This is a genomic window from Pseudomonas sp. AK106 (assembly GCF_053903055.1).
In genome coordinates this window covers 5,499,450-5,513,819 of record NZ_CP096426.1, presented here as the reverse complement: position 1 = coordinate 5,513,819, position 14,370 = coordinate 5,499,450, and the positions used below count along the sequence as shown (strand labels likewise).

Below are 14,370 nucleotides of genomic sequence, written 5' to 3'. Positions count from 1 at the left end.
ACGAACGGAGAGAGACCATGCAACACGAACCCCACGCCCACGGCATCAACATGTCTGCCCTGGGTCGCAAGCGCCAGGTGCTGGATCTGGCGAACGAAGCCGTTGCGCTGGAAGTGCCGGGGCTGGATCTCTTCTATGGCGAGAAGCAGGCGCTGTTCGACATCCGGATGAACATCCCGAAACAACGCGTCACCTCGTTCATCGGGCCGTCCGGCTGCGGCAAGTCCACGTTGCTGCGCACCTTCAACCGCATGAACGATCTGGTGGACGGCTGTCGCGTTCAGGGCGAGATCAAGCTCTATGGCCACGACATCTACACTAAAGGCGAGGACGTCGCCGAGTTGCGTCGCCGGGTCGGCATGGTCTTCCAGAAGCCCAATCCGTTCCCCAAGACCGTTTATGAAAACGTGGTTTACGGGCTGCGTATTCAAGGCGTGAACAAGAAGCGCGTGCTCGACGAAGCCGTCGAATGGGCGTTGCGCGGCGCCGCACTGTGGGACGAGGTCAAGGACCGCCTGCATGAGTCGGCGCTCGGACTTTCCGGTGGTCAGCAGCAACGTCTGGTGATCGCCCGCACCATCGCCGTCGAACCTGAAGTGCTGCTGCTCGATGAGCCGTGCTCCGCGCTCGACCCGATTTCGACCCTGAAAGTCGAAGAGCTGATCTACGAACTGAAATCCAAATACACCATTGTGATCGTTACCCACAACATGCAGCAGGCCGCGCGCGTGTCGGATTACACCGCGTTTCTGCACATGGGCAAGGTGGTCGAGTACGGGGACACCGATACGTTGTTCACCAATCCGACCAAAAAGCAGACTGAAGACTACATAACCGGTCGTTACGGCTAGCACGTGTTTCGTCAGCCTTGAACCACCGCGCAATCAATCGGACGGACACTCATGATCAAAGACAGCCATACACATCACATCTCCCAGCAGTTCAACGCTGAACTGGAAGAAGTTCGCAGCCACCTGCTGGAAATGGGTGGTCTGGTCGAGAAGCAGGTCAACGACGCCGTTACCGCGTTGATTGAAGCCGACTCGGGCCTGGCCCAGCGAGTGCGCGAGGTGGACGACCGCATCAACCAGATGGAGCGCAACATCGATGAAGAGTGCCTGCGCATTCTGGCCCGTCGTCAGCCTGCTGCCTCCGACCTGCGTCTGATCATCAGCATCTCCAAGTCGGTCATCGACCTTGAGCGCATCGGCGATGAGTCCACCAAGATCGCCCGCCGTGCGATTCAGCTGTGCGAGGAGGGTGAGTCGCCGCGTGGTTACGTCGAAGTGCGCCATATCAGCGATCAGGTGAGCAAGATGGTGCGCGATGCACTGGACTCGTTCGCTCGTTTCGATGCCGATCTGGCGTTGTCCGTTGCGCAGTACGACAAGAATATCGACCGCGAGTACAAGACGGCGCTGCGTGAGCTGGTCACCTACATGATGGAAGATCCGCGTTCGATCTCCCGCGTGCTTAATGTGATCTGGGTGCTGCGTTCGCTGGAGCGCATCGGTGACCACGCGCGGAATATCTCCGAACTGGTCATCTACCTCGTGCGCGGTACCGACGTTCGCCACCTGGGCCTCAAGCGCATGCAGGAAGAAGTCAAAGGTCTGACCGCCGAAAGGATTAATGTTCTGGACGCGCCTGACGATAAATAAGATTGCCTGAGAAAAAACGCCTGGCGACCGCCGGGCGTTTTTGTTTCTCCGGTCTGCCCGTATTTTTTCAAGTCACCCGCGAATAAAAGTCCCGGTGTCGTCAAACAGTTTGGCAGCTGGCCGCCCGCCAGCGAATGCTCGCCTTTGCGGTGAACACGCCATCAGGAGCGTCGATGAGTAAAGTCAGTGTATTGGTGGTGGATGACGCACCGTTCATCCGTGATCTGGTCAAGAAAGGACTGCGCAACGCGTTTCCAGGCGTCGCGCTGGAAGACGCCGTCAATGGCCGCAAGGCGCAAGTGCTGTTGAGCCGTGAAGTGTTCGATCTGGTGTTGTGCGATTGGGAAATGCCCGAAATGTCCGGGCTGGAATTGTTGACCTGGTGCCGCCAGCAGGAAAACCTGAAGACCATGCCGTTCATCATGGTCACCAGCCGTGGTGACAAGGAAAACGTCATCCAGGCGATCCAGGCCGGCGTATCGGACTTCATCGGCAAGCCGTTCACCAACGAACAACTGCTGACCAAGGTCAAAAAAGCGCTGCACAAGGTCGGCAAGCTCGATGCCTTGATGTCCAGTGGTCCGGCCCGCGCCAATGCGGCGTTTGCCAATGACTCGCTCAGCGCTTTGACCGGTAATCGCCCTGAGGTCGTCAATACGGCACCCGCTGCTTCGGCGGCATCGCAGGCGGCTCAGCCTGCGGTCCAGCCAATGGCCAAGGCTGCTCCAGCCGCTGCACCGACGGGTCGTGGTCAGGGTCAGTTGCGTCTTCCGAGCGGGAACCAGCCCTGTGTGATCAAGGCGCTGACGCTCAAGGAAGCGTCGCTGCTGGTCCGCCGTGGCGAGGTGCTGCCGCAGATCCTGGAGAGCGCCGTGCTCGATCTGGAACAGGGTGAAAACGCCGAGGTCGCGCGTCTCAACGGCTATCTGCACGCGATTGCCGCCTTCGAGCAGAAGCCCGACAGCGACTGGCTGCAGGTCACTTTCCGCTTCGTCGACAAGGACACCCAGAAGCTCGATTACCTCTCGCGCCTGATTGCCCGTGGCACTGCGCAGAAGCATTTCGTGCCGGGTGCCTGATCCGCTGCCACGTCAGGGGTGCTGATTTTCCGGCGAGTGCTCACTATGTGGGAGCAACCGGGGTGGTGCTCCACCTTGCTCGCGAAGAGACCGGTAAATCCGCTAAATTTGCAGCGGCCGGGAGTCCATCTTCGCGAGCAAGCTCGCTCCCACGCTACCTAGCATAGAATTTGCAATTCCGATCGCGCCCCATGCTGACGCGATTTCCTTGACGCTTCGTCTATTACCGATTGATTCGGATGAGTCCAATTGCGTCGGCATCGCTGTTAGGCTGGGCGCCAATCGTCCACTCACCAGGTCTATCCCGATGTTAGAGCGCGTGCTGGTTGTCTGTGCCTTACTGCTGGCCACGCAGACCGCCGGGGCAGTCACGATCTATCGGTTCACCGATGCCAATGGCGTGGTGTCGTTTACCGACCAGCCCGTGCGTGGCGCGCAAGTGATGAAGCTTCGCGAGCGCATGGTCGAGCGCATCGACAGCCAGGTGCGCCTGAGCGTCAAGAAAGCCAATGGCAGCGACAGCCTGTACGTGCGAAACGACCTTTACGCACCCGTGGAAGTCGAGCTGCGTCTGGCCGGGGTGAAGAACGTGGTGGGGGTGTCCGACCAAGTCATTCGCCGCACCATCGCGGCACGCAGCAACGAACGCCTCATCGCCCTCAGCCCGCAAGTCGCCAGCAAGGCCATGACTTACAAGCCAAGCCTGCGATCCATCGTGGGCGACCCGCAGCGCGGTGTCTCAGCGAATGGATTTGCCTATCGCTATCCATTGCCGTGGGTGGGCGGGCCGTTTCGCATCAGTCAGGGTGCCAACGGATCCTACAGCCACATAGGGGCCAAGAGCCGCTACGCCATCGACATTGCCATGCCCGAAGGCACGCAGATCATCGCCGCGCGGGGCGGTACCGTGATCAAGACCGAGAACACGCAATCCGGCCGAGGCGCCAATCCGTCGGGCAACTTCGTGCGCATCCTGCACGACGACGGCACGATGGGCGTTTATCTGCATCTGCAGCAAGGATCTGTGAGCGTCAAGGAGGGCCAGCATGTGGCAGTGGGCGCACCGCTAGGGCGGTCTGGCAACACCGGCAACAGCACCGGCCCGCATTTGCACTTCGTGGTGCAGCGCAATGTCGGGCTGGCGCTGGAGTCGATCCCGTACGAATTCTCGCAACCGGTCCAGAACCTGCCCAACTTCGCGATTGGCGGGAATTGATCATCTGCTCTGACGGGCAGTTCAATCCAGCTTGAGCACCTTTGCCAGCACGATCTTCGGGCCTTTCATCTTTTTGATGATGATGCGCAGGCCTTCGACTTCCATGACTTCCTCTTCCTCAGGCACGCGCTTGAGGCTGTCATAGATCAGGCCTGCCAAGGTTTCGGCTTCCACGTGGTCCAGATCAATGCCCAGCAGGCGCTCGACCTTGAACAGCGGCGTGTCCCCGCGTACCAGCAGCTTGCCCGGCTGATAAGCCAGGATCCCGCGCTCGGCCTTACGGTGTTCGTCCTGGATATCGCCCACCAGCACTTCCAGCACGTCTTCCATCGTCAGATAGCCGATGATCTTGCCGTCGGCTTCTTCAACCAGCGCAAAGTGCGCGCCGCCCTGACGGAACTGCTCCAGCAGACGCGACAACGGCATGTGCTTGGAGACGCGCTCCAGCGGCCGCGTGAGCTCGGCGAGGTTGAAGGACTCGGGAAGGTGATCCAGTGCCGCCAGCTCCAGCAGCAGGTCCTTGATGTGCAACAGACCCACGAACTCGTTGCGGTCTGAGTCGTACACCGGGTACCGGCTGAACTTGTGCCTGCGGAACATCGCGAGGATTTCCTTGAGCGGGGCGTTGAACTCCAGCGAGACCATGTCTTCGCGGGAGTTGGCCCAGTCCACCACTTCCAGTTCGCCCATTTCCACAGCGGAGGCCAGCACGCGCATGCCCTGATCGCTGGGGTCCTGACCGCGGCTTGAGTGCAGGATCAGCTTGAGTTCTTCACGGCTGTAATGATGCTCGTGATGAGGGCCGGGCTCGCCTTGGCCAGCGATGCGCAGAATGCCGTTGGCACTGGCGTTGAGCAGGTAAATGGCCGGGTACATCGCCCAGTAGAAGAGGTACAGCGGCACCGCGGTCCACAGCGACAACAGCTCGGGCTTGCGAATGGCCCAGGATTTCGGCGCCAGTTCACCCACCACGATGTGCAGGTACGAAATCATGAAAAAGGCGCTGAAGAACGACACGCCTTTGACGACTTCAGGCGACTCCACGCCTACCGTCTCGAGCAAAGGGGCCAGCAAGTGCGCGAACGCCGGCTCACCGACCCAGCCCAGACCCAGCGACGCCAGCGTAATACCCAGCTGGCAAGCCGACAGGTAAGCATCGAGCTGACTGTGAACGGTGCGCAGAATGCGTCCGCGCCAGCCGTTGTTGTCGGCGATGGACTCGACACGAGTCGAGCGCAGTTTGACCATGGCGAACTCGGCCGCAACGAAGAATCCGTTGAGCAGAACCAACACCATTGCGAAAAGAATCATGCCGAAATCGGCGAAGAGTGAAGCCAGGCTGATACCAGGGGAAGGGTCCATGATGGGGTTTTGCAGGTTCCGTTTTGAGGTGTGGAATGAAACAAGCCCTCACAATTGGAGGGCACAAGGGACGCAATTTAGCGGCTATCTACAGGCTTGCCTAGGCTTTGGTCATCTGCGCCGGGGCAAAGTTGCAGATAAACACACTGCCCTTGCCGGGGACGCTGTTGATTTCCAGTGCCGCGCGGTGGCGCAGCAGCACGTGCTTGACGATCGCCAGGCCCAGGCCTGTGCCGCCGGTGTTTGACGCGCGGCTGGAGTCGACGCGGTAGAAGCGCTCGGTCAGGCGCGGAATGTGTTTGCTGTCGATACCGATGCCGGAGTCCTGCACGCTCAGGTGGGCGCCACGCCCGTCACTCCACCAGCGGACGCGGATCTTGCCTTCCGCCGGCGTGTATTTGACCGCATTGAAGATCAGGTTGGAGAACGCGCTGCGCAACTCCGCCTCGCTGCCCTTGAGGCTGACGTCGCTTTCCAGCTCCAGGGTAATCTGCTGGTTCTTGTCTCCTGACAGGGCCTGAGCATCATTGGTGATGCTTTGCAGCAGCGACGACACGGCCACAGGCTGGTTGTCGGACGGGTAATCGGTGGCTTCCAGCTTGGCCAGCAGCAGGAGGTCGTTGAGCAACGTCTGCATGCGTCCGCCTTGCTGATGCATTTGCTGCAACGCACGGACCCAGCGCGGGTTCACGTCCTCGACGTTATCCAGCAGCGTCTCCAGATAGCCGCAGATCACCGTCAATGGTGTGCGCAGCTCGTGGGACACATTGGCGACGAAGTCTTTGCGCATCTGCTCCAGCTGGTGCATGCGCGTCACGTCGCGCACCAGCATCAGATGCTCGTTGTTGCCGTAGCGGGTGATCAGCATCTGAATGCGCAGGCGGTCATTGACCGGCGAAGGAATCTCCAGCGGTTCGGCGTAGTTGGCGTGGGCGAAGTACTCCTTGAAGCGCGGATGGCGGACCAGATTGGTTACGGGTTGCCCGCTGTCCTGGGGCGTCTTCAGGCCCAGCAAGGTTTCTGCCGCGCGGTTCCACCATTCCAGGTTGCCGTCGCTGTCGAGCATGATCACAGCATCTTTCAGCGCGGCAGTGGATTCCTGAACACGGTCGATAACCGCTTGCAGGCGGCCACGCACGCGCTGGTCGCGTCGTTGCAGATGGTAAATGCTGTCGAAGACTTCCCCCCACAAGCCATAGCCATCGGGTGGCGGCTCGTCGGGTTTGTGATGGCGAAGCCAGTCATGCAGGCGTAGCAGCTGTTTGAGGGTCCAGGCCAGATACAGCCCCAGACCGATTGCCAGACACCCGCCGTAATGCCCGCTGATCAAACCGGCCAACAGCGAGGCTGTGACCAACATCAGCAAGTGCCGGATCAGGGTGCCATGCCAGTTGTGATTCAATTAACGCGTCCTTGTCTTCAGCGGTCTGAATCGCTGCCAAAAGCGTTTTCAGCTTTTGGTGGAGAAGCGGTAGCCAGTACCGCGGACGGTTTGTACCAGATTTTCGTAAGCCTCGCCGAGGGCTTTGCGCAGACGCCGGATGTGGACATCCACGGTGCGCTCTTCCACGTAGACGTTTCCGCCCCAGACCTGATCGAGCAACTGCCCGCGGGTGTAGGCGCGTTCCTGGTGGGTCATGAAGAATTGCAGCAGGCGGTATTCGGTCGGGCCCATCTCGGCAGGTGTGCCGTCGATGGTCACGCGGTGGCTGATCGGGTCCAGCAGCAGACCGCCCACTTCGATCGGCGATTCGCCATCGTTCGGGGCAGCTCGCCGCAGCACGGCCTTGAGCCGGGCGACCAGTTCGCGGGGAGAAAAGGGTTTGGTGATGTAATCATCGGCGCCGACTTCAAGACCCTGGATCTTGTTGTCCTCTTCGCCTTTGGCCGTGAGCATGATGATCGGGATGTCACCGGTCAGCTCGTCACGCTTCAAACGACGGGCCAGCTCAATGCCGGATGTACCGGGCAGCATCCAGTCCAGCAGGATGAGGTCCGGCTTGCGGTCGACAATCACGGCATGGGCCTGTTGCGAATTCTCAGCCTCAATGCAGTCATAGCCAGCCATTTCCAGCGCGACGGCAATCATTTCGCGTATGGGTGCTTCGTCGTCGACGATCAGAATGCTCCTGCCAGCCATGCCTCGAACCTCATGTCATTTAACTGTCTTGGGGCGCATTAGATAACGGAATTATTGCAGTCGTGTGACAGGTTAGTTCGCGCTAGGCGTATTCGCCGGTCTAGGGCTAAGCTGGGGACTTGTCCTACAAGAAATGTCCATACAACGACAAACAAGAAGAGGATTCATCCATGGCTAAAATTTCTTCTGCTCTGATGCGCCTTTTGGCGGCAGCAGCGTTGGCATCTTCCGGGATGGCATTCGCTGCCGCGCCCGCGATGACCAGTGACGGCATGCTCACCGACCACAAAGGCATGACCCTTTACACCTTTGATAAAGACACCTCGGCAGGCAAGTCCGTTTGCAACGATCAGTGCGCAACCAACTGGCCGCCGCTGACTGCCATGGCCAGCGACAAGCCTGAGGGCGACTGGACCATTATCAAGCGCGATGACGGTGCTTCGCAGTGGGTTTACAAGGGCAAGCCGCTGTACTTCTTCAAAAGCGATAAGGCCGCTGGCGACAAAACCGGCGACGGCAAGGGCGACGTCTGGCACATCGCCAAGCCATAATCTGATCGCTTAAAGCGCTGCGTGTGTCCGAATTGGTCAGCGCAGCGCGTAGTCCGCCACGATACCGACAAAAATCGCCAGCCCTGCCCAATGGTTGTGCAGAAAGGCCTTAAAACAGGCTTGCGGGTCTTTGTCCCGCGTCGACCAGAACTCCCAGGCGAAGCATCCCGCCGCTACCAGCAGGCCGATGAAGAAATACAGGCCCAGCTCGAAGCGCGCACCCGCCAGCATCAGGCAAAACAACGCCAGGCATTGCAGCGTGAGGATGATCACCCGATCCGCATCGCCGAACAGCACGGCGGTGGATTTCACGCCGATCTTCAAGTCGTCCTCGCGATCCGTCATCGCGTAATACGTGTCGTATCCCACCGTCCACAGCAGATTGGCGATGTACAGCAGCCAGGCGGCAGCGGGCAGCTCGCCGGTCTCGGCGGTGAACGCCATCGGCATGCCCCACGAGAACGCGGCACCCAGTACCACCTGCGGGTAATAGGTGTAGCGCTTCATGAAGGGATAAGTGGCTGCAAGAGCAAGCCCGCCGAACGACAGCCAGATCGTCGTCGCGTTGGTGAACAAGACCAGCACAAAGCTCGCTCCCACCAGTACCGCGAACACGATCAGCGCTTCTTTTGACGTCACCCTGCCGCTGACCAAAGGCCGCTGCTCGGTGCGTTTGACGTGGCCGTCCACCTTGCGGTCGGCGAAGTCGTTGATCACGCAGCCCGCCGCGCGCATCAGGAACACGCCGACGACGAAAATCAGCAGCGTGCTCAGGGACGGCGAGCCTTTGCCGGCAATCCAGACGGCCCACAAGGTGGGCCACAGCAACAGATAAATGCCGATGGGCTTGTCGATGCGCGTGAGCTGGATGAAGTCCCAGGCGCGTGGGTGCAGACGGTTCAGGGATTTGAGCAACGACAGGTACATCAGCGGCCCTCTTGAGCATGCAGTGGAGCGTTGGGTTCGATGGCACGCCATGCAGTGGGCAGAAACACCTCCGCTACCAGAATGCTCAAGTTCCCTCGGCTGAAACAGGAGCGGCGTCCCCACAAGCCCTGCTGTGCGTCAGTCTCGGGCAGCCATTGCGCAGGATAGCGGCAGACCTGCAGCGGGCCGCGGGCGAAGGCTTCATCGCTGAACAGTAACTCGCCCAGTGACCGGGTGCCGAGTTCGTCCATGTGCAGGCCATCCTGCTCCAGCGCGCGGCGAGCGGCGACACTGCGGGCAAACACCCATCTTTCATTGCGGCCCAGCAGGTAGACCTCACGCACCCAGCCTTCGCTGCCCTCAGGCAATTGCAGCGCGGCGCATTCATCGTCACGCAGGGGCTGCCAGCCTTCGAACTGCGGTTCGACGCAAAAGTGGTCGTCAGAGAGCCGGGTCAGGCGTCGGGTCAAGGAATCTTCGTGGAAAAGCCACTCAAGAACGGCGGGCGAGGGTGCTCCGATCAATTGATCGCGCAAAAGCCACTCGGGCGCTGGAAATGCAGGGGTTTGCTGGATCACGGGAGACAAACACAGGCGGCAATCGAGGCGGCGAGCTTAGCATGATTGCGATTTTTGACCGACGACCGGAGCACCCACCCGTTTGCGCCGACGCCCCCGACGCCTTCCCGGCTAAAGCCAGTCCACCTGGCGATACGCGGAGTATTCGTGGGACCGGCTTTAGCCGGGAAGGGGCCGGTGTGAACACCCTCAATGTTGCGGTGGGGCCGGTGTGAGCACCCTCAATTTCGCGGTGCGCCCACTGACGCCTTCCTGGCTAAAGCCAGTCCTACTGGCGATGCGCGGAGTATTCGTAGGACCGGCTTCAGCCGGGAAGGGGCCGGTGTGAGCGCCGTCAATGTTGCGGTGCGGCCACTGACGCCTTCCCGGCTAAAGCCAGTCCTACTGGCGATGCGCGGAGTATTCGTAGGACCGGCTTCAGCCGGGAAGAGGCCGGTGTGAACGCCGTCAATTTCGCGGCGCGGCCACTGACGCCTTCCCGGCTAAAGCCAGTCCTACAGGTGATATGTGGAGTATTCGTAGGACCGGCTTCAGCCGGGAAGAGGCCGGTGTGAACACCCTCAATGTTGCGGTGCGGCCACTGACGCCTTCCCGGCTAAAGCCAGTCCTACTGGCGATGCGCGGAGTATTCGTAGGACCGGCTTCAGCCGGGAAGGGGCCGGTGTGAGCGCCGTCAATGTTGCGATGCGGCCACTGACGCCTTCCCGGCTAGAGCCAGCGCCCACTGGAAAGTACACGCGTTGTACATCAATGAAACTTGCGTCATGGCGCTGTGATCAGTAAAAGGCCTGACCCATTCGATAAACTTCGCGACGACAGCGGAGCGTCTGGGACCTCTAGCCTGAAACCAAGAGAACCGAGCGATGAAAAAGTGGCAATGCGTAGTCTGTGGCCTGATTTACAACGAAGCCGACGGTTGGCCGGCTGACGGCATCGCGCCGGGCACGCTCTGGCAGGATGTGCCGGAAGACTGGCTGTGCCCTGACTGCGGCGTCGGCAAAATGGATTTTGAAATGATCGAAATCGGCTGATCCGCCGACTTCCAAGACCCCGCTGGAGAAGTGAATGAACGCACCTGTCGTGATCATCGGTACCGGGCTAGCCGGCTACAACCTCGCTCGCGAATTTCGCAAGCTGGATGGCGAGACGCCGCTGTTGCTGATCACCGCCGATGACGGCCGTTCGTACTCCAAACCCATGCTTTCCACCGGCTTTGGCAAAAACAAGGAAGCCGACGGACTGAGCATGGCCGAGCCGGGCGCCATGGCTGAGCAGCTCAGGGCCGAGGTACTCACGCACACCCGCGTCAGCGGCATCGATCCGGGTCATAAGCGTGTGTGGATCGGCGAGGAAGCGGTGGCCTACCGCGACCTGATTCTGGCCTGGGGGGCGGAAACCGTCCGCGTGCCGGTGGCGGGTGATGCTTGCGACGCCGTATTCCCGATCAACGATCTTGAGGATTACGCGCGTTTCCGCGCCGCAGCCGCCGGCAAGAAGCGGGTGTTGATCCTCGGCGCAGGCCTGATCGGCTGTGAGTTTGCCAACGATCTGATTTTGGGCGGCCACGAAATCGACTTGGTTGCGCCATGCGAGCAGGTGATGCCGACATTGCTGCCTCCTGCGGCCGCCGCCGCATTACAGGCCGGGCTGGAAAGCCTGGGTGCGCGTTTTCACCTCGGGCCTTTGATGACTAGGCTTGATCGTGCCGACAACGGTCTCGAAGCGCACCTGTCCGACGGCGAGGTGCTGCATTGCGATCTGGTGGTGTCGGCCATAGGCCTGCGTCCTCGCACTGATCTCGCCGCAGCGGCGGGCCTGGAAGTCGGGCGTGGCATTGTGGTCGACCGGCATTTGCAGACGTCCCATGCAAACATCTACGCGCTGGGCGACTGCGCTGAAGTGGATGGGCTGAACCTGCTTTACGTCATGCCGCTGATGAACTGCGCCCGAGCCTTGGCGCAGACCCTCGCTGGTACACCCACAGCCGTCAAATATGGCCCAATGCCGGTGACGGTGAAAACGCCGGTTTGCCCGCTGGTAGTGTCCCCGCCGCCCAAGGGCTCGGAAGGTGTCTGGACCGTGGAAGGTGAGGGCGCCGATATCAAGGCGTTGTGCTGCGACAGCGACGGCAACCTGCTGGGTTACGCGCTGACAGGCGCTGCGGTGATGGACAAGCTCGCCCTGAACAAGGCTTTGCCCCCGCTGCTGGCATGATTAACAGTCGTTCTGTCGGATAAGCCATCTTTTAGTTGAAACAATCGTGGCTCACGTACTGGCGCGGGCCCCGGTGGCGTGCCATTCTCATTCCGGTCTGCCGCAACGTAGAGCTGTTGCGGCACCTGCTCGCTGTCCGCAAGGGCTGCACGGGACATAAAAACAAAAAACCGTAAAAGAGGCTTCATATGCGTAAACCAGAACTCGCAGCGGCTATTGCCGAGAAAGCAGATCTCACCAAAGAACAAGCCAATCGCGTCCTCAACGCCGTGCTCGACGAAATCACCAACGCGCTGCACAAGAAGGACAGTGTCACACTGGTTGGCTTCGGCACTTTCTTGCAGCGCCATCGTGGCGCCCGCACCGGTAAGAACCCTCAGACCGGTGAGCCCGTCAAGATCAAGGCCAGCAACACGGTGGCGTTCAAGCCGGGCAAGTTTCTCAAAGACAGCGTTAATCCGGACGCGGCAAAGCCAGCGAAACCAGCCAAGCCGGCAGCAGCCGCCAAAGATGCCAAGCCAGCCAAGGCCGCAGCGGCCAAGGCACCCGCAGCAAAGAAAAAGTAATTCGCTGAGCGCTCTGAGGGGGGCGAGCAGCGCGGAGATGGGCATGCCGATCAGTCGGCATGTCCATTTTTTTATGTCCGATGAATCAACCGCGTTGCACCTGTGCGCTTCGTCCAGTCCGCCACTTTGCGACTGACCGGTTCTGCTTGTTCACCGGTCAATCAAGCTCGCTACACTGCGGCTGGTCACCCTGACCGCCGCTGATCCTGTGAGGCCCACGCATGAAGTTTCGTTTTCTACTCTGGATATTGGGCCTGTTGATGGCCCGCGCCAGTCGCAATAATCCCGCGTTTCAACAACAACTTGCGGGGAAGGATCTGGCGTTCCAGTTGCAGACGGCTGACGGCAAGATTGCCCGGCATTTCATCGTGCGCGATCAACGCGTGAAGAGCCGCGCCGGCACCTTCGCGGCGCCTGCTTTCGTGATTTCTTTCAAGGACGCTGACTACGGCTTCGCCACCCTGCAGGCTCGGAACAAGCAGCTCGCGTTCATGCAGGGCATTCAGGACAAGAACATCTTGGTGACCGGCAACGCTGGCCTGGTGATGTGGTTTCAGGGGCTGACGAAGTATCTGAAGCCGAGGAAGAAGAAGTAGTCCTCCCCGGACACTTCCGGATTAACTGAACTGCGAGGCCAGTTCGCGCAACAGCACTTCGGCCTCCAGTACTTTCTTCACCACGTCCTGAGCTTTCTCGCGGGACAGCTTCAGGCGTTCGAGCAGCTCGTCCGGAATGCTTTCCAGCGGGCCTGAGCCAATGCCTTCCTTGCGCAGCAGCCTCACCGCCAGGCACACCAGGTTTGCATACTTGTAATGCTCGCCTGCGTAGTGCGGGTCGTGCTGGAAGCGCAGGGCGATGACCAGTTCCTCCGGCATGTCCCAGTTGCGCATAAGCCAGGAGCCGATCTGCTCGCGGCTGATGCCCAGCAGGTGCTGCTCGACATAGCTGTGATGCAGGTGCGGGTTGACTTCGATCTGGCGGCAGATCAGCGAAAAATGCGGCGGAAACACGTGCGCCAGCAGCAGATAGCCGAAGTTGTGCAGCAAGCCGGCGAGGTACGTCAGGCCACTTTCCGGGCGCTCGGCACGTGGCATGGCGCGCGTCAGGCCTTCGATGATCGCGGCTGTGTAGATCGACTGCTGCCAGTAAGGGGTTGCCTGCTGCGGATGATCCTTGGGCAGCGCCAGGGTTTTGCCCAGCGCCAGACCGAGCGCCAGATTGATCACCAGATCAAAACCCAACACGCGAACAATGGCATCTTCCACCGAGCGGATTTTGCCTGCTGAGCCGTAATACGGGGACGCCGCCCAGCTCACGACTTGTGCCGCCAATGCCGGGTCGGTTTCCACCACGCCGGTGATGTCGTCGATGGTCGCGTCGGGATCGACGCGCAGCTTGATGATCTTCTGCGCCGTGTCGGCCAACGGCGGGATTTCCACCGTGGACTCAAGACGCTGCTGGATGCGCCGGGCAGTGAAATTCTGAACGGCTTTGGTGATTTCCTCGCGGTCGTCATCGGGACGCGTGAGGTTGGGTGTGACGGAGGTCACCGGCTCGCCAAAGCGGGCAGCGCTGGCCTTGGTCAACAGCGTCTTGAATTCCTCGCTGCTGATCTCCAGCAAGAGGCCTGGTTCACCAGAATCGATCAGCACGGTATTGCCGGACAGAATCCGCTCTTCATACAGGCAAGGCGAGCTGGTCAGCGAAGGCAGGCCGGGCAACGTGCCCAGTTTATGTTTTTGCAGCATGAGTTCGAGCGACTCTTTCGGAACCGCTTTCAACTTGCGGCCGGTCAACTCGGTAACACGATTGAGGTCGAGCAATTGGTTTTGTGGAAACAGGATGAACAGCGCGCCAACGGAGTCGTCGACCAGAATGGCCTGCACTTTTTGATCAAGCGGAAGAGACTCGTCATCAGTCACTTCACGGAAGTTGATGGCAGCTTTGCCCAGCAACTGCCGAATGATAGAAGGGCAGTGTGGGGTTGCGTCGATGTGGGCAACTTCTGTCATGGCCTGTATCCAGATTCCTACAATCGCTGAAGTATAACCAGCTTAGTTGTTATAGAGGTGAGAC

At 60.1% G+C, this 14,370-nt stretch carries 14 protein-coding genes and 1 pseudogene; 9 read left to right on the top strand and 6 right to left on the bottom strand.

Annotated features, from left to right (window positions below; translation table 11 throughout):
- Positions 1 to 17 precede the first annotated feature (17 nt).
- The 4 genes from pstB (at position 18) to M1E04_RS24225 (ending at position 3,956) form a co-directional block, all read left to right on the top strand.
- Positions 18 to 851 (top strand): phosphate ABC transporter ATP-binding protein PstB, encoded by an 834-nt coding sequence (gene pstB / locus M1E04_RS24240; RefSeq protein ID WP_065988194.1) that lies wholly within the window; start codon positions 18 to 20, stop codon positions 849 to 851.
- A 51-nt stretch (positions 852 to 902) separates the two neighbouring features.
- Complete coding sequence (gene phoU, locus M1E04_RS24235; protein WP_037016764.1) at positions 903 to 1,661, top strand: phosphate signaling complex protein PhoU; 759 nt, start codon at positions 903 to 905, stop codon at positions 1,659 to 1,661.
- 173 nt (positions 1,662 to 1,834) lie between these two features.
- The gene (locus tag M1E04_RS24230; RefSeq protein ID WP_065988197.1) at positions 1,835 to 2,740 is read left to right on the top strand and encodes a response regulator; all 906 of its coding nucleotides are present in this window, start codon (positions 1,835 to 1,837) and stop codon (positions 2,738 to 2,740) included.
- A 307-nt stretch (positions 2,741 to 3,047) separates the two neighbouring features.
- Positions 3,048 to 3,956 carry a peptidoglycan DD-metalloendopeptidase family protein gene (locus tag M1E04_RS24225; protein ID WP_455913348.1) on the top strand — a complete coding sequence of 303 codons (909 nt, stop codon included), beginning with the start codon at positions 3,048 to 3,050 and terminating at the stop codon, positions 3,954 to 3,956.
- A gap of 21 nt (positions 3,957 to 3,977) precedes the next feature.
- Here the strand turns inward: M1E04_RS24225 and M1E04_RS24220 are convergent, their stop codons facing one another.
- The 3 genes from M1E04_RS24220 to phoB all read right to left on the bottom strand — a co-directional run bounded on the left by M1E04_RS24220 (position 3,978) and on the right by phoB (position 7,458).
- A complete protein-coding gene (locus M1E04_RS24220) occupies positions 3,978 to 5,318 on the bottom strand; it encodes a hemolysin family protein (protein WP_065988202.1) in 1,341 nt (446 codons plus the stop codon).
- A 100-nt stretch (positions 5,319 to 5,418) separates the two neighbouring features.
- On the bottom strand, positions 5,419 to 6,678 hold the full coding sequence (phoR, locus tag M1E04_RS24215; RefSeq protein WP_244160331.1) for a phosphate regulon sensor histidine kinase PhoR: 1,260 nt from the start codon (positions 6,676 to 6,678) through the stop codon (positions 5,419 to 5,421).
- Positions 6,679 to 6,768: 90 nt separating this feature from the next.
- On the bottom strand, positions 6,769 to 7,458 hold the full coding sequence (phoB, locus tag M1E04_RS24210; RefSeq protein WP_065988205.1) for a phosphate regulon transcriptional regulator PhoB: 690 nt from the start codon (positions 7,456 to 7,458) through the stop codon (positions 6,769 to 6,771).
- A gap of 170 nt (positions 7,459 to 7,628) precedes the next feature.
- Here phoB and M1E04_RS24205 point away from each other — a divergent pair, with 170 nt between their 5' ends.
- The gene (locus tag M1E04_RS24205; RefSeq protein ID WP_065988207.1) at positions 7,629 to 8,009 is read left to right on the top strand and encodes a COG4315 family predicted lipoprotein; all 381 of its coding nucleotides are present in this window, start codon (positions 7,629 to 7,631) and stop codon (positions 8,007 to 8,009) included.
- 36 nt (positions 8,010 to 8,045) lie between these two features.
- Here M1E04_RS24205 and ubiA read toward each other — a convergent pair whose 3' ends face one another.
- A complete protein-coding gene (gene ubiA, locus M1E04_RS24200; RefSeq protein WP_369318228.1) occupies positions 8,046 to 8,936 on the bottom strand; it encodes a 4-hydroxybenzoate octaprenyltransferase in 891 nt (296 codons plus the stop codon).
- The gene (locus tag M1E04_RS24195; protein ID WP_192130648.1) at positions 8,936 to 9,514 is read right to left on the bottom strand and encodes a chorismate lyase; all 579 of its coding nucleotides are present in this window, start codon (positions 9,512 to 9,514) and stop codon (positions 8,936 to 8,938) included. The genes ubiA and M1E04_RS24195 overlap by 1 nt, the downstream gene beginning before the upstream one ends.
- Before the next feature lie 863 nt (positions 9,515 to 10,377).
- On the opposite strand from M1E04_RS24195, the gene M1E04_RS24190 reads away from it, so the two are divergent.
- The 4 genes and pseudogenes from M1E04_RS24190 (at position 10,378) to M1E04_RS24175 (ending at position 12,890) form a co-directional block, all read left to right on the top strand.
- The gene (locus M1E04_RS24190; RefSeq protein ID WP_369318230.1) at positions 10,378 to 10,545 is read left to right on the top strand and encodes a rubredoxin; all 168 of its coding nucleotides are present in this window, start codon (positions 10,378 to 10,380) and stop codon (positions 10,543 to 10,545) included.
- Positions 10,546 to 10,579: 34 nt separating this feature from the next.
- On the top strand, positions 10,580 to 11,728 hold the full coding sequence (locus M1E04_RS24185) for an NAD(P)/FAD-dependent oxidoreductase (RefSeq protein WP_369318231.1): 1,149 nt from the start codon (positions 10,580 to 10,582) through the stop codon (positions 11,726 to 11,728).
- Positions 11,729 to 11,916: 188 nt separating this feature from the next.
- Positions 11,917 to 12,186, top strand: a pseudogene (locus M1E04_RS24180) (HU family DNA-binding protein); the annotation flags it as partial.
- Positions 12,187 to 12,515: 329 nt separating this feature from the next.
- Entirely contained in the window at positions 12,516 to 12,890 is a 375-nt protein-coding gene (locus M1E04_RS24175; RefSeq protein ID WP_296307185.1) for a helicase, read from the top strand.
- 21 nt (positions 12,891 to 12,911) lie between these two features.
- Here M1E04_RS24175 and M1E04_RS24170 read toward each other — a convergent pair whose 3' ends face one another.
- Positions 12,912 to 14,306: an aminoacyl-tRNA deacylase and HDOD domain-containing protein gene (locus M1E04_RS24170; RefSeq protein WP_065988214.1), complete on the bottom strand. Its 1,395-nt coding sequence runs from the start codon at positions 14,304 to 14,306 to the stop codon at positions 12,912 to 12,914.
- Between the last annotated feature and the right edge of the window lie 64 nt (positions 14,307 to 14,370).